The organism is Kitasatospora sp. NPDC043950 (genome assembly GCF_056435345.1).
Window position 1 is genome coordinate 11,977 of record NZ_JBWKER010000075.1, and the last position, 21,269, is coordinate 33,245.

General features: G+C 75.3%; 17 protein-coding genes. 10 read left to right on the top strand and 7 right to left on the bottom strand.

Annotated features, from left to right (window positions below; translation table 11 throughout):
- The first annotated feature begins 173 nt into the window (after positions 1 to 173).
- The 3 genes from AC07BF_RS34015 (at position 174) to AC07BF_RS34025 (ending at position 4,163) form a co-directional block, all read left to right on the top strand.
- Complete coding sequence (locus AC07BF_RS34015) at positions 174 to 2,174, top strand: hypothetical protein (protein ID WP_478334364.1); 2,001 nt, start codon at positions 174 to 176, stop codon at positions 2,172 to 2,174.
- A 236-nt stretch (positions 2,175 to 2,410) separates the two neighbouring features.
- Positions 2,411 to 3,451: a glycosyltransferase family 2 protein gene (locus tag AC07BF_RS34020; protein ID WP_063349120.1), complete on the top strand. Its 1,041-nt coding sequence runs from the start codon at positions 2,411 to 2,413 to the stop codon at positions 3,449 to 3,451.
- Between the two features lie 97 nt (positions 3,452 to 3,548).
- Positions 3,549 to 4,163 carry an acyltransferase gene (locus AC07BF_RS34025; protein WP_478334365.1) on the top strand — a complete coding sequence of 205 codons (615 nt, stop codon included), beginning with the start codon at positions 3,549 to 3,551 and terminating at the stop codon, positions 4,161 to 4,163.
- 25 nt (positions 4,164 to 4,188) lie between these two features.
- Here AC07BF_RS34025 and AC07BF_RS34030 read toward each other — a convergent pair whose 3' ends face one another.
- The 3 genes from AC07BF_RS34030 to AC07BF_RS34040 all read right to left on the bottom strand — a co-directional run bounded on the left by AC07BF_RS34030 (position 4,189) and on the right by AC07BF_RS34040 (position 8,190).
- Positions 4,189 to 5,844, bottom strand: coding sequence for an LCP family protein (locus AC07BF_RS34030; RefSeq protein WP_478334366.1), 1,656 nt, complete (start codon positions 5,842 to 5,844; stop codon positions 4,189 to 4,191).
- 192 nt (positions 5,845 to 6,036) lie between these two features.
- On the bottom strand, positions 6,037 to 7,362 hold the full coding sequence (locus tag AC07BF_RS34035) for an LCP family protein (RefSeq protein ID WP_363587610.1): 1,326 nt from the start codon (positions 7,360 to 7,362) through the stop codon (positions 6,037 to 6,039).
- A 36-nt stretch (positions 7,363 to 7,398) separates the two neighbouring features.
- Positions 7,399 to 8,190, bottom strand: coding sequence for a TIGR03089 family protein (locus AC07BF_RS34040; protein ID WP_363587608.1), 792 nt, complete (start codon positions 8,188 to 8,190; stop codon positions 7,399 to 7,401).
- Between the two features lie 104 nt (positions 8,191 to 8,294).
- Here AC07BF_RS34040 and AC07BF_RS34045 point away from each other — a divergent pair, with 104 nt between their 5' ends.
- Entirely contained in the window at positions 8,295 to 9,407 is a 1,113-nt protein-coding gene (locus AC07BF_RS34045) for an N-acetylmuramoyl-L-alanine amidase (protein ID WP_363587606.1), read from the top strand.
- 19 nt (positions 9,408 to 9,426) lie between these two features.
- On the opposite strand, the gene AC07BF_RS34050 is transcribed toward AC07BF_RS34045, so the two are convergent.
- Positions 9,427 to 9,918 (bottom strand): SgcJ/EcaC family oxidoreductase, encoded by a 492-nt coding sequence (locus AC07BF_RS34050; protein ID WP_363587604.1) that lies wholly within the window; start codon positions 9,916 to 9,918, stop codon positions 9,427 to 9,429.
- Between the two features lie 6 nt (positions 9,919 to 9,924).
- Between AC07BF_RS34050 and AC07BF_RS34055 the strand changes: the two genes are divergently transcribed.
- The 3 genes from AC07BF_RS34055 to AC07BF_RS34065 are packed head-to-tail and all read left to right on the top strand — an operon-like array spanning position 9,925 to position 11,475.
- Positions 9,925 to 10,890, top strand: coding sequence for a DNA-3-methyladenine glycosylase family protein (locus tag AC07BF_RS34055; RefSeq protein WP_063349127.1), 966 nt, complete (start codon positions 9,925 to 9,927; stop codon positions 10,888 to 10,890).
- A 46-nt stretch (positions 10,891 to 10,936) separates the two neighbouring features.
- A complete protein-coding gene (locus tag AC07BF_RS34060) occupies positions 10,937 to 11,209 on the top strand; it encodes a type II toxin-antitoxin system Phd/YefM family antitoxin (RefSeq protein WP_363587602.1) in 273 nt (90 codons plus the stop codon).
- The gene (locus tag AC07BF_RS34065; RefSeq protein ID WP_363633083.1) at positions 11,206 to 11,475 is read left to right on the top strand and encodes a type II toxin-antitoxin system RelE family toxin; all 270 of its coding nucleotides are present in this window, start codon (positions 11,206 to 11,208) and stop codon (positions 11,473 to 11,475) included. Before AC07BF_RS34060 ends, AC07BF_RS34065 begins: the two co-directional genes overlap by 4 nt.
- Before the next feature lie 4 nt (positions 11,476 to 11,479).
- On the opposite strand, the gene AC07BF_RS34070 is transcribed toward AC07BF_RS34065, so the two are convergent.
- The 3 genes from AC07BF_RS34070 to AC07BF_RS34080 form a co-directional block, all read right to left on the bottom strand.
- Positions 11,480 to 12,772: a coenzyme F420-0:L-glutamate ligase gene (locus AC07BF_RS34070; protein ID WP_478319236.1), complete on the bottom strand. Its 1,293-nt coding sequence runs from the start codon at positions 12,770 to 12,772 to the stop codon at positions 11,480 to 11,482.
- A 28-nt stretch (positions 12,773 to 12,800) separates the two neighbouring features.
- Positions 12,801 to 13,760: a 2-phospho-L-lactate transferase gene (cofD, locus tag AC07BF_RS34075; RefSeq protein ID WP_363587598.1), complete on the bottom strand. Its 960-nt coding sequence runs from the start codon at positions 13,758 to 13,760 to the stop codon at positions 12,801 to 12,803.
- A 92-nt stretch (positions 13,761 to 13,852) separates the two neighbouring features.
- The gene (locus AC07BF_RS34080; RefSeq protein WP_400989631.1) at positions 13,853 to 14,470 is read right to left on the bottom strand and encodes a cysteine dioxygenase; all 618 of its coding nucleotides are present in this window, start codon (positions 14,468 to 14,470) and stop codon (positions 13,853 to 13,855) included.
- A gap of 628 nt (positions 14,471 to 15,098) precedes the next feature.
- Between AC07BF_RS34080 and AC07BF_RS34085 the strand changes: the two genes are divergently transcribed.
- The 3 genes from AC07BF_RS34085 to AC07BF_RS34095 all read left to right on the top strand — a co-directional run bounded on the left by AC07BF_RS34085 (position 15,099) and on the right by AC07BF_RS34095 (position 21,159).
- Positions 15,099 to 15,371, top strand: coding sequence for a WhiB family transcriptional regulator (locus AC07BF_RS34085; RefSeq protein WP_045702141.1), 273 nt, complete (start codon positions 15,099 to 15,101; stop codon positions 15,369 to 15,371).
- 217 nt (positions 15,372 to 15,588) lie between these two features.
- A complete protein-coding gene (locus AC07BF_RS34090) occupies positions 15,589 to 19,440 on the top strand; it encodes a glycosyltransferase family 2 protein (RefSeq protein WP_478334367.1) in 3,852 nt (1,283 codons plus the stop codon).
- 6 nt (positions 19,441 to 19,446) lie between these two features.
- On the top strand, positions 19,447 to 21,159 hold the full coding sequence (locus AC07BF_RS34095; RefSeq protein ID WP_363633079.1) for a DUF5719 family protein: 1,713 nt from the start codon (positions 19,447 to 19,449) through the stop codon (positions 21,157 to 21,159).
- Positions 21,160 to 21,269: the final 110 nt, after the last annotated feature.

Consider the following 21,269-nt stretch of genomic DNA (forward strand, 5'->3'; position numbering starts at 1 on the left):
TATAGGCGATGGAGCCTATCCGCGACCCCGACATAACCATGGCGGGTGGCAGCATCAAACGGGCCTGTGGGTGTGGGGGGGGGGGGGGGGGGGAGGGGGGGGGGGGGGGGGGGGGGGAAACCCCCCCCCCCCTGCGGCACGGGCCGCCCCCGGCCGACTGAGATGATCGTCCGATGTTCGCCCCGGATACCCCGGACGCCCCGCCGCTGCCCAGCGCCGCGCCCCTCACCGCCGCCGCTGCCACCCGCTGGCGCGCCGCCCGCACCGCCTGGCGCCTGGACAGCCGCTGGTCGGCGCTGCTGCCGGCCGCCTTCGTCATCCTGGCCACCGCGGTGGAGCCGACCCCCGGTGACTGCAACGTCCAGGGCGTCTGCCGGGACACCTGGGGCTCCTCGCTGGCCGCCTGGTCGGTGCTCGCCGAAGTGGCCCTGCTGGCCGGCCGGTTCTGCGGCCGGGCGCTGGTCCCGCCAGCCGTCCTCGCGGTGCTCTGGTACGCCCCGCACGGCCTGGTCACCCCGCTCGGCCGCTGGACGGCCGTCCTGGTCCACCTGCTGCTCTCCGCCGCGCTGATCGGCGCCGAGCTCGGCCGCCGCCGCGCCCGCCAGCAGCTCGACGAACTGATGGCCCCGCCCGTCCCCTTCCCCTGGACCGCCGCCGGAGCGCCCTCACCCGTCCACCCCGACGGCCCGCCGGTGCTGCGCCGCGCGCTCGGCGGCCTGCTGCTCGCCGCCGCCCTGGCGTTCCCGCTGTACGGGCTGTGGGGACAGGCCCGGCAGCAGGCGAGCGCCGAACGGGCCGACCAGGTCACCGGCACCGCGGGCGACACCGACCAGGACGGCGTCCTGACCGTCCGCTTCCACCCGCCCGGCGGCGGCCCGGAACGCACCGCCCGGCTGGACGTCTGGTGGGCCCGGCCGCCGCAGCCCGGCGAGGCCGTCCCGCTGCTGGTGGACGGCGCAGCCGTCCGCGCCGCCGGCGACGACTACGACCTCACCGGCGCGCTGACCGCCGGCGGCCTGCTCGCCCTGCCCGGATTGCTGCTGCTCGGCTCGGCCGCCACCGCGAACGCCCGCCGCTCCCGGCCCTCCTTCGCGGGCTCCGCGCCCGCCCTCGCCGTCCGGGTCCGCGCCGACGCCCGGGGCGACCTGCTGGTGCAGCCGCTGGACGGCCCGCCGGACGGCCCCGCGCTCTGGCGGCTGGTCGAGCGCGACCGCTACCGCTGGGCCCGCTACGGCGCCCCGGGCGGCGAGGGCCCGGCCTGGGTGCCCGAACACCTGGAGACCGAGGACGACGACGCCGACCACCTCGATCTCGAGGTCTCCTACGACGAGGAAGAGGAGGAGCTCGGGGACGTCTTCGACCGGCTGACCCCGGAGCAGGCCGCCGCCTGGCTCGCCCGCGCCGGCCGGAGCGTGCCGGCCGTGCTGTACCGGGGGCCCGACGGGCCGGAGCAGCAGCTCCTGGTCCGCCCCGGACTGCTGGACCACGACCCGCGCTGGGTGGCGGCCGTGGTCGCCCCCGCCGCCCGGGCCCCACGGTCGGGCCGGCGCACCGAGGGCTACCGGGAGCGGGAACTGGCCGTCGCCGCCCTGACAGCGGGGACGGTGGCCGCCGCCCCCGCGGCCGGGCCGGACGCCGAACCGGTGCCCGCCCGGCGCTGGGAGATGCCGCTGCCGCTGCGGGCGGTGGCCGGTCCGGTGCCCGCACTGCTGCTCGCGGGCCTCGTCGCGCTGCTCGGCAGGAGCGGCTGGTGGGGCGGGCTGGTGCACCCGCTCCTGACCGGCACGGTGGCGATCCTCGCCTGCGGCCGCACCCTCTCCTGGCAGATGGTCGTCGACCGGGACGGCCTGCGGATGGCCACCGCGCTGCGCACCCGGACCTTCCGGTGGCAGGAGATCAACGCGGCCGCGGTCCACCGCAACCTGCTCACCGTCCAGCTGCGCTCGGGCGAGGAGGTCACCGTCGGCAGCCGCCCGGCCGCCTGGCTGGCCGGACACTTCGGGGACCGCTACGACCCGGTGGAGCTGGCCCGGGCCGTCGCGACCGCCGCCCACCGGCCGGACCTGCGCCCGCACCGGTCGCTGCCGGACCGGCTGGGCGGCCCGCAGCACCTGCTGAACCGGTTGTCGCTGGCCGGCTACGCGCTCTTCACCATCGTTCACCACCTGCTCTGAACCTGCGCCGAACCTGCACCGAACCCGCGCGGCCACCGCCGAACCCCGCCGGGGGCGCCCTCCCGGGCTCCGTCCCGTCCTCCGGAAACCGCCCGTTCCGACCCGGCTGCGGGCCCGTACGGGGAGCGGAGTACGGTGGGCGTGATCAAGGAGCTCAACCGGGCGTCGCGGGTTGCGTGCAGCGGCCCGGACCGGGACAAGACGGAGACGTGTCCGCACCGGTACGGTTGGCCCCGATGAACACCAAGGCTGCTGAGGAGCTGCCGGCTGTCTCCGTGATCATGCCGGTGCTCAACGAGGAACGACACCTGCGGACGGCGGTCCGGCGCATCCTGGACCAGGAGTACCCCGGGCCGATGGAGGTGGTGATCGCCCTCGGTCCGTCCACCGACCGGACCGCGGAGATCGCGGCCGAACTGGTGGCGGAGGACCCGCGGGTACGGACCGTGCCGAATCCCACCGGTCGCACCCCTGCGGGGCTGAACGCCGCGATCCGCGGCTCGCGCCATCCGATAGTGGTGCGCGTGGACGGCCACGGCCTGCTCACCCCCGGCTACATCACCACCGCGGTCCGGCTGCTCGACGAGATGGACGCCGCCAACGTCGGTGGCATCATGCACGCCGAGGGCGAGACCGAGTGGGAGAACGCGGTCGCCGCCGCGATGACCTCCAAGATCGGTGTCGGCAACGCCGCCTTCCACACCGGCGGCCTGGCCGGCCCGGCGGACACCGTCTACCTCGGGGTGTTCCGGCGCGAGGTGCTGGAGAAGCTCGGCGGCTACAACGAGGAGTTCATCCGCGCCCAGGACTGGGAGCTCAACTACCGGATCCGCCAGGACGGCGGGCTGGTCTGGTTCACCCCGCAGCTCAAGGTGACCTACCGGCCCCGGCCGTCGGTGAAGGCGCTGGCCAAGCAGTACAAGGACTACGGCCGTTGGCGCCGGGTGGTCACCCGCTACCACCGCGGCTCGGTCAACCTCCGCTACCTGGCCCCGCCGACCGCCCTGCTGGCCGTCACCCTCGGGCTGGTGCTGGGCGTCGCCGTCCACCCGGCCCTCCTCGCGGTGCCCGGCGCCTACCTGCTGGGCATCCTCGGCGGCGGGCTGGTCGGCGGCCGCGGCCTGTCCTTCAAGGCCAGGGCGATGCTGCCGGTGGCGCTCGCCACCATGCACCTCAGCTGGGGCTTCGGCTTCCTCACCTCGCCCCGCTCACTGGCCCGCCGGGTGATAGGCAGCGTCGGACCGGCCGCCAAGGACGTGCTCTCCAGGGCGAGCTGACGCCGACCCGGCAGGGTTCGTCCGACAATTTCCGCCGGGCGCGCGAATTGTCGGACGAATCCTGAGAGTCGAGCCCGCGCCGCTATCGTCGGTGCGCATGGCGACAGTTGAGGGCGGGCCCGGCGTGGCCCGGATCGAGCCGAGCGCGGACGTCGACGAACGGGCCGTCATCGGCGCGGGGACGACGGTCTGGCACCTCGCCCAGGTCCGCGAGGACGCGGTGATCGGCGCCGAGTGCGTGATCGGCCGCGGCGCCTACGTCGGCCCGGGCGTCCGGATCGGGGACCGGGTCAAACTGCAGAACCACGCGCTGGTGTACGAGCCCGCGCTGGTCGAGGACGGGGTGTTCATCGGCCCCGCGGCCGTCCTCACCAACGACCGCCACCCCCGCGCGGTGACCCCGGACGGTCGGCCCAAGCGTCAACAGGACTGGCGCGCCGAAGGGGTGACGCTCCGTCAGGGCTGTTCGATCGGCGGCCGGGCGGTCCTGGTCGCCGGGGTGACGGTCGGCCGCTGGGCGCTGGTCGCGGCCGGCGCGGTGGTCCACCGGGACGTCCCGGACTTCGCCCTGGCCGCCGGCGTCCCGGCCCGCCGGATCGGCTGGGTCGGCCGCGCCGGCGAGCCGCTGGAGCCCGCCGGCGACGGCCGCTGGCACTGCCCCCGCACCGGCGAGCACTACCGGGAGACGGACGGAACCCTCGCGCCGGCGTAGGGCCTGACCACTCGGCGCACACGTCCTACTTGGCGCACGCGTCGGTGTCGTCCGCCTGCACCCGCTGGAGGTCCTTCGGTGCCTCGGTCGGGGCCGCCGCCGGAGCGGCGAGGACGTCCTTGCCCAGCACCAGCACCAGCGGGCCCTTCGGATCCGCCTTCGGGTCCGGCCGGACGGCGTCGCCCGGCAGGCCGAGCGCGGCGGCCAGGGCGGCGGCCGCGGCGTCCTGCCCGGCCGGGAAGGACACCGCGGTGGTCGCGGTGACGGGCGCGTCGGGGGCGGTCGTGGCCTTGGCGAAGCCCTTGCTGCGGAGCTTGTCCACGGTGGGCCCCGACTGTCCGCGCGTCCCGCTGCCGTTGCGCACCGTCACCCGGACGTCCTTGGGGTCCACCGTCGGGGCGGCGGCGGTCGGGGCCGCCGCCGCGGTCTCCGGTGCGGCCGTGGCGGCGTCGGCGGGCGCGGCGGTCTCGGTCAGCGAGCGGTCGCCCGCGACCATCGAGAACAGCTGCCCGGCGTCCGGCTGCTTGAGCACCAGCCGGTCCTTGTCCTTGGGGTCGTCCAGGACCGGCACGGTGGCGAAGGTGATGTTCTTGGTGTCGACCTTGCTGAGGTCCAGCGCGAGGTCCTTGAGCTTGTCGACGCTGCCGATCCCGGAGTCCACGGTGAGCGCCTTGGTGGCGGCGTCGGCGAGCTTGTAGAGCTTGCTCGGGCTGGTCAGGGTGTCGTCGCTCTTGATCTTGCGGATCATCGAGCTGATGAACTGCTGCTGGAGCGGGATGCGGGTGAGGTCGCCCCCGAAGCCGACGGCGTGCCGGGTGCGGACGAAGGCCAGCGCCTCGTCGCCCTGGACCACGTGCCGGCCCTTGCTCATCTTCAGGTGCGAGTCCGTGTCGTTGATGTCCTTGGCCGCGCAGACCTCGACCCCGCCGACGGCGCTGGACAGCGTCTTCACCGCCTCGAAGTTGACCTGCACGAAGTGGTCGACCCGGATCCCGGTCATCTTCTCGACGGTCTTCCAGGTGCAGCCCGGGTCGCGCCCCTCCTGGCCGAGGCTGTTGTTGAACATGTCCCGCGCGGAGCCGGGGATCTTCTTGCCGTTGCTGCTCTGGCACTCCGGGATCGGCACCATCAGGTCGCGCGGGATGCTGATCGCGGTCGCGTTGGAGCGGTCCTTGGAGATGTGGAACAGCAGCGTGGTGTCGGCGTGCCCGGCGCTGCCCTCGTCGCCGTAGTCGCGGCCGAGGCCCTGCCGGCTGTCGGTGCCCAGCACCAGGATGTTGAGCGCGTCCCCGGCGGCCTTGGGCCGCTCCTCCTCGTTGCCCAGCTGGACCTTGACGGAGGTCAGGTTGCTGTTGAAGTGCTGGTACAGGTAGTACGCCCCGCCGCAGCCCGCGACCATCACCAGGGCGCCGGCCCCGGCGGTCCACTTGAGCGCCCGGCGGCGCCGGGTCCGCTTGGCGGCGGCGGCCGCCCGGCGCCGGGAGTCGCGGCGGCCCGGCCCGGGGGTGCCGGCGGTCCCGATCCCGGACTCGGTGGCCGGCGTCTCCTCGGCGGCTCTCCGTTCGGCCGTCCGGCGGCGCTGCCCGGGGATTCCGGCGGCCGGGTCGAGGCGGTACTGGCCGGTTTCCGGGTCGCGCGTCCACTGGTCGGCGGGATCGACCTCCGGTTTGTCCTGCTGCACGGGGGTTCCCTACCTCCGACCGGTCACGGCTCCGGCTCGCCCGTTCGGCGGGCCGATCCGGACACACTAGACGAGCCGAACGGCGGAATCGCGCCGGTGTGATCTGCGCCATGTTCAGGTAATGGCCGGGTAAAGTTCCCTGGGTGTGCGGGATTTCCGGAAAACCCGTGCCGACCTGCGGCGCAGCCGCGGTCAGTGCTGCGCGCAGGCGTCCACGTCGGCCGTGCGTCCCTCGAAGGTGGGCGAGGCGTCCGCCGAAGGTGACGCCTTCGCCGGTGCCCCCGCAGCCCCCACGGCCCCGGCCGCCCCGTCCGACCCCGCGCCCGCACCTGCACCCGTCGCCACCGGGCTCGGGCTCGCACCCGCCCCGGCCCCGACGCCCGCCCCGGCCCCGACGCCTGCCCCGGCGAAGGCGCTCGGCGACGGCGCCGAACCGGGCGGCCGGACGGCGACCGACCGGTCGTCCCGCAGCGCGGTGAACAGCTGGGTGGTCTGCGGCTGCACGAACTCGTCCCGGTCCGAGTCGTACCGGTACGGGCGGCGCGGCGCGGTCAGGAGCACCACGTCCGCCGAGGGGATGTCCCGCAGGTCCTGGGTGAGGTCGTACAGCGCCCCGAGCGAGGACAGCCCCCCGTCCGCCTTGACCGAGGAGGTGGCCGCGTCCAGCACCGGCCACAGCCGCGCCGGGTTCAGCAGCACGCCCTGCGACTGCACCTTGCGGATCAGCGCGGCCAGGAACTGCTGCTGACGGCCCATCCGCTGGGTGTCGCTGCCGTCGCCCAGGCTCTCCCGGGCCCGGACGTAGCCGAGTGCCTGCTCGCCGTGCAGGGTCTGCCGCCCGGCGGGCAGGTCGAGTCTGGCGTCCTTGTCGTGGATCGCCTGCGGGACGCACACCTCGACCCCGCCGATCGCGTTCACCATCGTCTTGAAGCCGTTGAAGTCGAGGATCACGTAGTGGTCGATCCGGATGCCGCTGAGCTGCTCGACGGTGCGGATCGAGCAGGCCGCGCCGCCCATCTCGAACGCCCAGTTGAACTGCATCAGCCCGGCCTTGCTGCGGGTGCCGTCCGGCTTCTCGCAGACGGGGACGGTGACCATGACGTCGCGCGGGAGGGAGACCGCCGTCGCGTGCTTCCGGTCGGCGGCCAGGTGCAGCAGGATCGTGGTGTCCGAGCGCTGGGTGCCCGGCTCGCCGCCGTACGAGGAGTTGGTGCCGGAGCGGTCGTCGCTGCCGATCAGCAGGATGTTCTCGGAGCCCTTGGCCCCGGCGGTCCGGCTCGGCCGCTCGGCCTCCAGTCGGGCGAGCAACCGGTCGGTGGCCGAGTCGGTGCGGATGTTGCCGTCCAGCTTGCGGTAGGCGATCCAGAGCAGTGCCCCGGTGGCGACCAGCAGGAACGCGACGACGCCGGCGGTGATCATCAGCCACCGCCGGCGCCGACGCGGGCGTTCGGGTTCGGAAGGGTGCGCATCCGTCGGGGGCGGGTCGGTCGGGAGGTGCGCGGTGTCGTCCTCGGCCATGGCAGGGATCCCTACCCGCCCGGTCCGACCCGGGGGTTACCCGAGGCGCAGTGTCACCCGTTCGGATTCGGTCCGCTTCTCCCACTGCTCGGGTTCGAGCCCCTGCGAGTTGCGGCACAGCACCACCGAGGCGCCGGCCGCCAGCGGCGCCAGCAGACCGGCCTCCAGACCGGTCCAGTCGTCGAACGAGAGGGTGGACAGCACCCGGTCGCCGGGCTTGAGCCCGAGCCGGGCGGCCCCCTCCCGGGCCAGCGCGACGGTCTGCTCGCCGGTCAGCTTCAGCGGCAGTCCGTCCACGGCGGTCTCCAGCGCGTGGCCGTCCGGGGCGACGGGCGAGTACGGCGCGAAGCGGTCGCCCTGGCCGGGCACCTCGGCGGCGTAGTCGAGGAAGCCGTCGGGGCGCTGCGGGAAGCGTCCGCCGAGCGGGCGCAGGGCCAGGGCCACCCGCTCGCCCTCGCAGGCCTGGGCGGCCGCCAGTCCGTCCGGACCGCTGACCACCAGGTCGGCGTCGGCCGGGTCGCCGCCGGGCACCGCCGTCACCCCGACCGACCAGCAGGCCAGCAGCCAGACGGCGCTCTGCCAGTGGGCGGGGAGCAGCAGTACGGCCCGGTCGCCCGGGCCGGCGTTCAACTCGTCCTGGAGGAGGTTGGCCGTCTTGGCCACCCAGTTGTCGAAGGTCCGGGCGGACAGCTCCACCCGTTCGCCGGTGGCGTCGTCGTAGAAGGTGACCAGCGGGGCCGCGGGATCGACCGTGGGCGTGCCGCCTCGCAGATATGCGTGCAGCAGTTCGACGGGGGTGCGGGCATCGGCAGCGAAATGCGCAGTCATGGTGCGCCCCAGCCTACGGCCTTCGAGTGGGCCGTCGGGAGGGGTGGCGGACCGGGCGCGAGGCGACGTGGCGAGCGGCCCGATTTGCCGCCACCATCCGGTTTATGCGCCTTTCCCTCCCGGCCGCCGTGCTCGCCGGCTGCACCGTCGCCCTGCTCCTCCAGCCCGCCGCCACCGCCGGCCCGGCCGACCCCGACGGCGCCCGGCGCCGCGGCTCCGCCGGCGGCGGGTCGGTCACCTCGCTGCCGCTCGGCCCCGGCCCCGCCCTGGCCCCGCGCACCACCCGGCCGTTCGAACTCCTCGGCGTCGGCTGGGACGGCCCGGCGGACGCGCTGGCCGGCGGCGCCGTCCGGGTCCGCACCCGGGACGCGGCCACCGGCCGCTGGGGCGACTGGCACGACCTGGAGGCCGACACCGAGGACGGCCCCGACCGCGCCCCGCGCGGCGCCACCGCGCCCCTGTGGACGGGCCGCAGCGACGGCGTCGCCGTCGAGGTGCGTCCCGGCCCCGCCGGGCCCCCGCCCGGCCTGCGGCTCGACCTGGTCGACCCCGGTCAGGGCGCGCCCTCGCCCGCCGCCCGGGTCCTGCCCCGCCGCCCCGCCGACGGCCGCCAGGCCCCGCGCCCCGCCATCGTCGCCCGGGCCGGCTGGGGCGCGGACGAGTCCCTGCGCGACCGGACCTTCGAGTACACCGGCCCGGTCCACGAGGTGTTCATCCACCACACCGCCACCGCCACCGACTACGCCTGCTCCGACGCCCCCCGGGTGATCAGGTCGATCTACCAGTACCACGTTCAGAGCAGCGGCTGGCGGGACATCGGCTACAACTTCCTGGTCGACCGTTGCGGCACCGTCTACGAGGGCCGGGCCGGCGGCGTCGACCTGCCCGTCCACGGCGCCCACACCCTCGGCTTCAACACCGACTCGGCCGGCGTCGCCGCCATCGGCACCTACGTCGGCGACGCCCCGCCCCAGCCCCTCCTGGACGGCCTGGCCGCCATCGCAGGCTGGAAGCTCGGCCTCGCCGGCCACCCCGCCGACGGCCGCACCAAGCTCACCTCCGCCTCCGACGCCAGCCGCTACCCCAAGGGCACCGTCGTCGACTTCGACGCCGTCTCCGGCCACCGCGACGCCTTCAACACCGAATGCCCCGGCAACGCCCTCTACGCCCGGCTCCCCGCCCTCCGCACGGCCGCGGCCCACCTCCAGGCCCCCTGACGCGCCGCACCGCACCGCCCTACGCCGGCCCGGGCCCCCGCCCGACCAGCCCCCGCAGCTCCGCCGTCAACGCCGCCGCCAGGTCCGGCCGGAGGTCGTAGCGCGCCGGCGTGTTCTGCAGCAGTCCGATCCGCCAGCCCGCCCCGGCGTTCACCGCGATCACCGTCTGCACCGCGTTGAGCGCCGGGTCCAGGTCCTCCGCGGCGTCCGGCACCAGCCCCGCGACGGCGTCCAGCTGCGCCACCCCGGGCCCCAGCGCGCGGACCCGGCGCACCCTGGCCACGTACTCCGGCGTCGCGTGGTCCGCGAAGAGCCGCCCCAGTTCGGCGGCGATCACCGACCGCCCGCAGTGCCGGGTGCCGTCGAAGCCGATCACCTCCCCGTCCTCGGCGAACGGCCCGGCGAAGGCCGAACCGTCCCGCTGGTTCCACCCGTCCAGCGCCCGGTGGTACAGCGCCCGCACCGCGCTCTCGTCCCCGGAGGACAGCTCCGGCAGCCGCGTATCGTTCATATCCCCATGGTCGACGAAGGCGGTGGAGCCGGACAGCGGAGGAGGTGCGCGGCGGTGACGGGCGAGTCGGTACGGCGCTGGCGGCCGGGTTTCCCGCTGGACGTCGCCCGGACGCTGCTGCCGCTGCGCCGGGGCCCCGCCGACCCGGCGTACCGCACCACCGGCGACGGCGCGCTCTGGCGGGCGTCCCGGACCCCGGCCGGGATCGGCACGCTGCGGGTGCTGGCGCGCCCGGCCGCCGGCGAGGTGGAGGCGACCGCCTGGGGCCCGGGTGCGCCGTGGCTGTTGGAGCGGCTGCCGGTGCTGCTGGGCGCGCAGGACGACCCGGAGGCCCTGGTGCTGCCGCCCGGCCCGCTGCGGGACGCCCAGCGCCGCACCGCCGCGGTCCGCCTCACCCGCACCGGGCTGGTCCTGGAGTCCCTCGTCCCGGCGATCCTGGAACAGAAGGTGACCACCGACGAGGCCTACCGCGCCTGGCGCACCCTGCTACGGGACTTCGGCACCGCGGCGCCGGGCCCGGCCGAGGGCATGCGGGTGGCGCCGTCGGCCCGGGAGTGGGCGCTGGTGCCGAGCTGGGAGTGGCACCGCGCGGGGGTGGACCCGAAGCGCTCGGCGACGGTCATGCGCGCCGTCCGGCTGGCGCCCCGGCTGGAGGAGGCCGCCGCGATGGACCACGCCGAGGCCTTCGCCCGGCTCACCGCCGTCCCGGGGATCGGCCCCTGGACGGCCGCCGAGACCCTGCAACGCAGCAACGGCGATCCGGACGCGGTCTCGGTCGGCGACTTCCACCTGCCCAACCTGGTCGGCTGGGCCCTGGCCGGCCGCCCCCGCAGCGACGACGCCCAGATGCTCGCCCTGCTGGAGCCCTACCGCCCGCACCGCCACCGCCTCTGCCGCCTCCTGCTGGCCACCACCCCCCACGCCCCCCGCTACGGCCCCCGCCTCACCCCCAACGACCACCGGCGGCGATGAGCCGGAAGCGCTGTGCGGTGTACACGCCGGTGTGTACGCTCGACGCGTGACTGACGCACTGAGCATCCGGGAACTGCGTGCGAACATCGCCGAGGTGGTCAACCAGGCCGAGGCCGGCGAGATCACGGTGATCACTCGGAAGGGCGAGCGGGTCGGAGCGGTCGTGCCGATCGAGATCCTCGACGCCATCGAGGATGCCGCCGACGAACTGCTCGCCCGTGAGGCCGAGCAGCACCGGAACGATCCCACCGTGACCATGGCCGAGCTCCTGGCCGACCTGTTCGACTCGCCCAGGGACCCGTCCGGGAGCGCTGCGTGAAGTACGCGTTCCGCTTCACCGCGCATGCCAGGCGCCAGCTGCGTGACATCAGCCAGGTCGACGCGATGCGGATCCTCACCGCACTCACCGTTCTCGGCGAGGACCCGTACGTCGATGGCCCGGATGCCAAGATGCTGGCGGGTCACGTCGGCCTCTACCGTCTCCGCGTCGGCGTCCACCGCGTGGCCTACGAGATCCACGACGGCGTGTTGGTGATCCTCGTGGTGGCCGTTGGAAATCGCCGCGAGATCCATCGCGGTCTCTGAACCGCTACCGCACCTCGACGAAGGCGTCGGCGTCGCGTTCCGGGCGTTCGCGCGGGGGTTCGGCGGGGCGGCCGACGGCGATGGCGCCCATCGGGTCCCAGCCGTCCGGGAGGTCGAGGGCCGCGCGGACGGTGTCGCGGCAGAACATGGTGGACGACACCCAGGCGGAGCCGTAGCCCTCGCCGGTGAGGGCGACCAGGAGGTTCTGCACGGCGGCGCCGGCGGCGACGGTGAACATCTCCCGTTCGGCGGCGGCGCGCCGCTGGTCGGGGTAGTGGTGCGAGCCGTCCATGACGAGGCAGGGCACCACCAGGTAGGGCGCGTCGCGCAGGACGTCGCCGCGGGCGGTGCGGCGGGCGATCCGGGCGTCGTCCCAGCCGTCGAGTTCGCGCAGGTCGCGCTGCCAGGCGGCGAGCATCGCGTCGAGCAGCCGGGTGCGGGCCCGCGCCGTCTCCAGCAGGACGAACCGCCACGGCGTGGTGTGGTGCGGGGCGGGCGCGGTGACGGCGGCGGCGACGGCGCGGCGCACGGCGCCGGGGTCGACCGGGGCGTCGGTGAAGGAGCGGACGGTGCGCCGCAGGGTGACGGCCCGGCGCAGCGCCTCGGAGGTGCCGAGCCGGAACATGTCGTCGACGGCGGGGCGGACCAGCGGCCGGGTGCCGTCGCCGTCCTCGGCGGTGACGAGGTGGCCGAGCCCGCGGACGACGGCGACCGGCACGCCGCTGGTCTTGCCCTTCACCAGGTCGGCGGCGGCGGCGAGTTCGTCGGCGGTGGCGGTGACGGTGAGCGCCAGCTCGTTGCCGTGGCTGTCGGTGCGCCCGCGGTGGTCCTCCAGCACGGACAGCCCGGCGGCGCCGATGGCGACGTCGGTGAGCCCGTTGCGCCAGGGCCGGCCGAAGGTGTCGGTGACGACGACGGCGAGCCGGCGGCCGGTGAGCTGCTGGAGCCGCCCGCGCAGGGCGCGGGCGGAGGCGTCCGGGTCCTCGGGCAGCAGCAGGACGGTGCCGGGGGCGGTGTTGGAGGCGTCGACGCCGGCGGCGGCCATGACGAAGCCGTTGCGGTTCTCGACGATCCGGGCGTGGCCGCGCCGGGCGACCACCCGGACGGTCTCGGCCTCGATCGCGGCCTCGCGGTCGGCGGCGTGCAGCAGCCGGCCCTCGGCCTTGCTGACGATCTTCGAGGTGACGATCAGGATGTCGCCGTCCTGGTACTCGCCGGCCTTGGCGAGCAGCGCGGCGAGGTCGGTCCCGGCGTCGATCTCCGGCAGCCCCTCGACCGGCAGGATCCGCAGGCTCATGCGCCCGCCCCGCTGCGCCCGCGCCCGCTCACTTGCGCACCTGCTCGGCGAGGGCGAGGGCGGCCCGGGCCATCTCGGCGGTGGCCTCGACGTCGGTCATCAGCAGCGGGACGGCCCGGCAGGCGATCCCGGCGGCTTCGACGGCGGCGACCGAGGCCTGGTCGGCGGTGTCGACGAGCCAGCCGTCGATGAGTGCGGCGCCGTAGTTCAGCGCGACCGCCTCCGCGGTGGCCTCGACGCCGACGGCGGCGAGCACCTTGTCGGCCATGCCGCGCACCGGGGCGCCGCCGATGATCGGGGAGAGCCCGACGACGGGGGCGGGGGCGGCGGCGACGGCCTCCCGGATGCCGGGGACGGCGAGGATGGTGCCGATGGAGACGACCGGGTTGGACGGCGGGAAGAGGATGACGTCGGCGGCGGCGAGGGCCTCCAGGACGCCGGGCGCGGGCTTCGCGGTGTCGGCGCCGACCGGGATGATCGCCTCGGCGTCGACGGCGGCGTGCAGCCTGACCCAGTACTCCTGGAAGTGGATCGCCCGGGTGCCCTGCTCGTCGGTGATCCGCACGTGGGTCTCGACCCGGTCGTCGCTCATCGGCAGCAGCCGTACGCCGGGCTTCCAGCGCACGCACAACGCCTCGGTGACCTGGCTGAGGCTGTAGCCGGCGGTGAGCATCTGGCTGCGGACGAGGTGGGTGGCGAAGTCGCGGTCGCCGAGCCCGAACCACTCGGGGCCGACGCCGTACTCCTTCATCTCGGCCTTGATCGACCAGGTCTCGTCGGTACGGCCCCAGCCCTGCTCCTCGTGGATGCCGCCGCCGAGGGTGTACATCACGGTGTCGAGGTCGGGACAGACCTTGAGGCCGTAGAGGTGGATGTCGTCGCCGGTGTTGCCGATGACGGTGATCTCGTCCTGCGGTCCGACCGCCGCGAGGAGTCCGCGCAGGAAGCGCGCTCCGCCGATTCCGCCTGCCAGTGCCACGATGCGCATGGGTTCATCCTGCCACGGTCCGACTGCCCGTCAGCCCGGTCGCCGGCCCGGCCGTCGGCGGGTGCGACGGCCGGGCCGACGTGGGCGGGTGCTCAGTGCGCCTCGGCCTGGGCCTGCGGGTGCTGCTCGGGGACGGCGGTGCCGCCGTACTGGTTCATCTCGGTGAGGCCCGGGGTGTAGAGGTGGATGGAGACGGCGGGTTCGAGCGTGCCGTTGACCACCTCGTGGAGGTAGCCGGAGGAGAAGACCCGCTGCCCGCCGGGGCGCAGGGTGCGGGCTCCCTCGCCGGCGCGGGTGAGCGAGCGTTCGATCAGCTCGCCCTGGACGACGGTCATCACGCCGGAGGACTCGCCGTGGTCGTGGAAGCCGCTGCTCTGGCCGGGCAGCCAGCTGAGCAGCCAGACCTCGTAGCCGGGGCCGGTCTCCAGCCGGGCGTACCAGCGGGTGAGCGCGTCGTAGCGGACCAGGGGTTCCCAGCGGGCGCGGTCGGCGGCGATCTCGCGGATCAGCCGGGCGTGGCCGGCCACGGTGGTGGGGTGGCGGGGCAGGTCGGTGCGGGCCAGGTGCGGGAAGGCGAGCGGGTCGCCGGCGATGGAGACGTCGCTGAGACCGTCGGTCCAGCCCCGGGCGGGCGCGGTGGGGGCGGTGGGCGCGGGGCTTCGGCGGGCGATTTTGCTGCGGTCGCGGTTCCGCTTGCGGATACGGGTCATACGCACGGGAGTCGTCCTCGGAGTGGCGGCTGTTCGTCGGGGATCAGCCGGATCCGGGATGTCCTGGGACGGGAATCGCGGGCGGCCTCTGTGCTTCCTGGGGGCGGCGCGCGGTGGGACGCGGGCGCCTAGATACAGCAGGAACAGAGGCGACAACAAGAGCTCACGGCACGGCGGAGCGTGGAACCGCTCCGGGGGCTGGCGAACTCTGACATAGGGGAAAGGAGACCGCATCCGTGGGGCCGGTGTCAAACACAGGGATGCGGCATTCGAGGGGGTTACGCCAAGAAGTTGCCCGGATGGGGTGATAAATCACGCTCTATGTTTCGATGGGAAGATCGCCGGGAAGGCAGGGCGATGACCGGCCTGTGATGGTGACCGAGCGTCACTCGCCGAATGGTTGTGGCTGGTTCGACGCCGTTCGGGGCTTTCGGATCGAAGGTCCAATGTGTCCGAATATGTACACTATTCGTAACGGCTTGGTGCCGGGGAGTGAATCCTCGCCCCAATACCAGAGCTCGGCTTGACTGAGCCAGAGTGACGCAACTGTAATTTCACTCGTGTCGTCGGCCGCACGAGGCAACGGCAACCACGGGGACGCCAAGTAGGGGCAGAGGAGGCGCGCCACATGAGCGAGCTCTTTGAGCTGTTGATCGGTGACGGCATCACGGAGGAGGAAGAGGAACTCGGTTGGCAGGAGCGCGCGTTGTGCGCCCAGACCGACCCCGAGTCCTTCTTCCCCGAGAAGGGCGGCTCCACGCGCGAGGCCAAGAAGGTCTGCCTCGCCTGCGAGGTCCGTTCGGAATGCCTGGAGTACGCCCTCGCCAATGACGAGCGGTTCGGCATCTGGGGCGGCCTCTCCGAGCGCGAGCGCCGCCGGCTCAAGAAGAGCGCGGTCTGACCGGGGCGGCCGCCGACCCCCGCTGACCCTTCGACAACCACACGGCAGTACGGGCGCCTCACCGCGGCGGTGGGGCGCTTTCGTGTTCCCTGCCGGCTCTTCACCGGTCCCGCACCGGCACCGCGGACGAAGCCGCCATCCGGAGCCGTTAGTGTGGTGCGCCATCCGGTTGCCGTTCACCGGCTGTGTCCACCGAGAACTGAGGCCCGCGCACTCGATGACCGTCTACAGCCACCAGAGCGGCTTCACCGCTGCCAGGCCGCCCGCCTACCCGCGCCACCTGGTCACCGCGGTGATCGTCTCGCACGACGGGGCCCGCTGGCTGCCGCAGGCCCTCGCCGGCCTGCTCGGCCAGGACCGCCAGGTCCAGCGGGTGCTCGCGGTCGACACCGGTTCCACCGACAACTCTCCGCAACTGCTGGCGGACACCCTCGCGGACTGGCTGCCCGAGAGCGGCCCGCTGCTCCTCGGCCGCCGGGCCGGCTTCGGCACCGCCGTCGCCGAAGCCGTCTTCGGCAGCCCGCCGCTGCGCCCGGAGGACCTGCCGTACCGGCTCGACCCCTCCGGCTACGACCCGGTCACCGGCGGCTGGGACGACTTCGGCGACCCGCTCGCCCAGGAGGACGACCTCGGCCGCGGCGGCCCGCGCGAGACCCAGCCCGTCGAATGGCTCTGGCTGCTGCACGACGACTGCGAGCCGCAGACCGACGCGCTGCGCCGGCTGCTCCAGGTCGCCGACTCCACCCCCAGCGCCGCCGTGGTCGGCCCCAAGCTGCGCAGCTGGTACGACCGCCGCCAGCTGCTGGAGGTCGGCGTCACCATCGCCCGCTCCGGCCGCCGCTGGACCGGCCTCGACCGCCGCGAGCAGGACCAGGGCCAGCACGACCAGGTCCGCCCGGTGCTCGCCGTCTCCAGCGCCGGCATGCTGGTGCGCCGCGACGTCTTCGAGGAACTCGGCGGCTTCGACAAGGCGCTGCCGCTGATGCGCGACGACGCCGACTTCTGCTGGCGGGTCAACGCCGCCGGCCACCGCGTGGTGATCGCCCCCGACGCCGTGCTGCGGCACGCCGAGGCGGCCAGCCGCGAGCGCCGCGCCATCGACTGCGGCCCCGCCCACCCGCACCGGGTGGACAAGGCCGGCGCCGTCTACACCCTGCTCGCCAACTGCAAGGGCGCGCTCTTCCCCTACGTCCTGCTGCGGCTGGTGCTCGGCACCCTGCTGCGGGCCGCCACCAACCTGCTCGGCAAGGACCCGCGCCAGGCCTTCGACGAGCTCACCGGCCTCGGCCACGAACTCGTCCGCTTCCCCCGGCTGCTGGCCGCGCGCAAGCAGCGCGCCCGCACCCGGGCCGCCGACGCCCTGGACGATCGCACGCTCTTCCCGCCGCCCGGCGCCACCGCCCGGCTCGCCGTCGAGGGCGTGATCGGCTCCCTCGGCATAGGGGGAGAGGACGACACCGGCCGGCACGGCTCGGTCGAGGCCGGGCCGGGCGGCGAGGACGACGAGGACCTGGTCGTCGAGCAGTTCACGCTGATCAAGAAGCTGGCCCGGCGTCCGGCGCCGGTGCTGTTCGCGGCCCTGCTGGTGTTCGCCCTGATCGCCTGCCGAGGCCTGTTCGGCAGCGGCGAGCTGTTCGGCGGCGCCCTGCTGCCGGCCACCGACGGCGCCGGCGGCCTCTGGTCGATGTACGCGGACGCCTGGCATCCGATCGGCACCGGCTCCACCGCCGCCGCGCCGCCGTACCTCGGCGTGCTCGCGGTGCTGTCCTGGGTGCTGTTCGACCACGCCGACCTCGCGCTCACCCTGCTGGTCGTGCTCACCGTGCCGCTGTCGGCGGTCAGCGCCTACCTGGTGTCCCGGCCGCTGCTGGACTCCAAGCTGGTCCGGGCCTGGGCCAGCGCCGCCTACGCGCTGCTGCCCGCCGCGACCGGCGCGCTCGCCCAGGGCCGGATCGGCACCGCCGTCCTCGCCGTGCTGCTGCCGCCGCTGGCCCGCGCCGCCGCGATCGCGGCCGGTCTCGGCATCCGCGACGAGAGCGCCGCTAAGGGCGCCCGCCCGGGGTGGCGGCCGGTCTGGATGACCGTCCTGCTGCTCACCCTGGCCACCTCCTTCGTGCCGTTGACCTGGGCGCTCGCGCTGCCGCTGTGCCTGGCGACGCTGGTCGTCGCGGTGGTCCGCGGCGGCGCCTTCGGCTCGGGCGGCGCCGCGCTGCGCCTGCTCGGCCTGCGCGTCCTGGCGATCCTCGCGCTGCCCGTCCTGGTGCTGGCGCCGTGGTCGCTGACGGTGCTGACGCACCCGCAGTGGCTGCTGCTGGAGGCCGGCCTGCCCGGCCTGCACGGCACCGGTGCGAGCGCGGCCGGCCTGCTGCTGGTCAACCCCGGCGGCGCCGGGGTGCCGCCGGTCTGGCTGTCGGCCGGCGTGGTGCTCGCCGCGCTCGCCGCACTGCTGCGCGCCGACCGCCGCCGCGCGGTGCTGGCCGCCTGGGGCGCGGCCGGTGCGGGCCTGGTCTTCGCGGTCGCGGTGGCGGGCACCTCCGTCACCCCGGCCTCCGGCGGCCCGGCGGTGCCCGCCTGGGCCGGCCCGGCCTCGCTGATCGCCGGGATCGCCCTGCTGGCGGCCGCCGCGATCGGTGCCGACGGCGCCAACGCCCGCGTGGCCGGGATCGCCTTCGGCTGGCGCCAGCCGGTGGCCGCGCTGGTGGTGGCCGCCGCGGTGCTGGCCCCGCTGGGCACCGGCCTGTGGTGGGCGCTCACCGGCGCCGGCAAGCCGCTGCACCGGGCCCAGGCCGGCCAGGTGCCCGCGTTCATCGCGGAGGAGGCCGGCACCACCGACCGGTCCCGCACCCTGGTCGTCACCGGCGACCCGGGCGGCGGCGCGGTCCGCTACACCGTGGTCCGCGGCGCGGGCCTGACGCTCGGCCAGGCCGAGTCCACCGTCGACCCGGCGACCGGCACCCAGGACGGCCTGAACAAGATGGTCGGCAGCCTGCTGGCCGGTTCCGGCGCCGACCAGGCCGGTGCGCTCTCCGGCTACGGCATCGCCTACGTGCTGGTCCAGAAGTCGGTGATCGCCACCTACAAGGACGTCCTGGACACCACCCCCGGCCTGGTCAAGGCCAACCAGGACGGCGACTCCGCGCTCTGGCAGGTCACCGGCGCCCCCGCCGTCCGCGCGGTGATCACCGCCCCGGGCGCCGCCCCGGTGGTCGTCCCGGCCGGGGCCCGCGACCTCACCGCCACCGTCCCGGCCGGCCCGGACGGCCGGGTGCTGCGGCTCGCCGAGTCCGCCGCCCCCGAGTGGAAGGCCACCGTGGGCGGCACCGCGCTGGAGTCCGTCACGGTCGACGGCTGGGCGCAGGGCTTCAAGCTCCCGGCGGGCGGCGGCAAGCTGTCCGTCACCCGGGAGGACGGCTTCGCGCACACCGGCTGGATCTGGGCCCAGGTGCTGCTCGGCCTGACCATCCTCGTGCTGGCCCTGCCCGGACGCCGCAGCCACAAGGACGACGACCTGCCCGAGGAGGTGGTGGCCGCCGCCGCGCTGGCCGCCGCGGCCCAGGCGCAGGCGCCCGCCCCCGGCAGCCGCCGGGCCCGCCGGATGGCCGAGCGCGGCGAGGGCGGCGAGGACGGCGGGGTGTACGAGGGCCCGCCGGGCGCGATCCCGGCGCAGCCCGCCGGCGAGCCGGTGGCCGAAGCGGTCCAGGCGGCCGCGGCCGTCCAGGAGACCGAGCCGTACACCGACCCGTACCAGACGTACCAGCAGGCCGACCCGTACAGCTACGACCAGTACGCGGCCCAGCAGCCGGTGGCCGCGCCGTACGGCGGCCAGGGGTACGACGGCCAGGGCTACGAGGGCTACCAGCCGCAGGCGTACCCGCAGCAGGGCTACGAGCAGCAGCCGTACCCGCAGGAGCAGCAGTACGGCTACGAGCAGCAGCCCTACCAGCAGACGGAGCACCAGCAGCCGTGGGTGCCGGGGCAGCCGCAGGCCGAGCCCTACTACGACCCCAACGACCCGAACGACCCCAACGGCACGGGCCGGTACCCGCACCAGCACGGATCGGGGAGCTGACCCGCGATGAAGAAGCCCGCATTCAGGAAGAAGTCCGCGCCCGAGGCCGTCGAGCCGACGGAGGCCGCCGAGGCCGGGCAGTCCGGGCACGCCCCGGCCCAGGCGCCGGAGCCCGCGGCCTCCGCCCGGCCGGCCGGGCGGTCCGGGGGCACCAGGACCACGCAGTCCCTGCTGGCCGCGGCCGTCGTGCTCGCGGCGGTGTTCGGGATCGCCGAGACGCGCCCGCCGGCCGCCCCCGCCAAGGCGGACGGTGGCGTCGCCCCGACCACCGCGCAGGTCGAGCGGACGGCGGCGGTCTGCCCGCAGCCGCTCCAGGGCCTGACCGGCTCGACCACGCTCACCGCCTACACCCCGCCCGGGACGGGCGGCGCCACCGGCGGGGCCGGCTGGCTCTCCGACGCCGCCGCGCCCGCGACCCCGCCGACCACCGCGCCCTCCGCCCCGGCGGCCGGCGCCCCCGCCGCGCCGTCCGGCTCGGCCGCCCCGGCCGCCCCGGACAAGGGCGCCGCGCCCGCCGACGCCCGGCTGACCCTGGCCAAGCCCGGCACCCCGGCCACCGGCCCGGCCGCCAACGGCGACACCGCGCCCGGCACCGGGGCCGTCGCCACCGGCGCCCTCGCCCCCGGCTTCACCGTCACCCAGACCACCGTGGTCACCGAGCAGCGCGGCCTCGGCCTGTCCGGCCTCACCTGCACCCCCGCGGGGACCAGCTTCTGGTTCGCCGGGGCCAGCACGGCCGGCGACCGGGTCGACTACGTCAGCCTGGTGAACACCGAGTCCTCCGCCGCCGTGGTCGACATCAAGCTGTACGGCGACAAGGGCCTGATCGAGAACGACGCCGCCAACGGCATCACCGTCGCCCCCGGCAGCTCCCAGTCCGTGCTGCTGCCGACGATCAGCAAGGGCGCGGTCAACGACCTCGCCGTGCACGTGGTCGCCCGCAGCGGACGGGTCGGCGCCGCGCTGCACGCCGCCGACGGCGGCAGGGGCGCCGACTGGATCCCGGCCTCGGCCGAGCCGGCGGCCACCCAGGTGCTGCCCGGCCTGCCCGCCGACACCTCCGCCGCCCACCTGGTGGTCTGGGCGCCGCCGGAGGACGACGCCGACCTGAAGATCCAGCTGTCCGGCAAGAACGGCTGGTTCACCCCGGCCGGCAACGAGTCCATCCACATCAAGGCGGGCATGGTGGCCGCCGTCGACCTCGGCAAGGTCACCCGCGACGAGGTCGCCGGGCTGCGGCTGTCGCCCACCGACGACAAGCACCCGACCCCGGTCGTGGCCGGCCTGCGGGTCGACCGGGCCGGGGGCGGCGGCAAGAGCGACGCCGCCTGGCTCACCGGCACCGGCCCGGTCGGCGCCCGCGCCACGGTCGCCGACAACCGGGCCGGCGCGTCCACGCTGTTCCTGACCTCCGCCGGCGACGCCGCCACCGTCCGGGTCACCGCCTCGGCCGGCAGCGGCGGCGGCACCCCGGTGAGCAAGGACGTCCAGCTGCCGGCCGGCGGCACGGTCGCCCTCCCGGCGCCCGAGCCCGGCGGGCTGAACGGCAGCTTCGCGCTCACCGTCGAGACCGTCTCCGGCGGCCCGGTGATGGCCGCCCGGATGCTCTCGCTGCCCGCCAAGGACGTGCCGATGTTCACCATCCAGTCGCTGCGCGACGACCACAGCACCGTCAGGGTCCCGCGGGCCGGGCAGGATCCGGGCGTCGTCCTGCGCTGACCGGTCGGGGGGGGGGGGGGGGGGGGGGGGGGGGGGGGGGGGGGGGGGGGGGGTGGGGGGGTGTTGTGGTTGTGGGGGGGGGCGGGTGGGGGGGGGGTGCAGACACACGC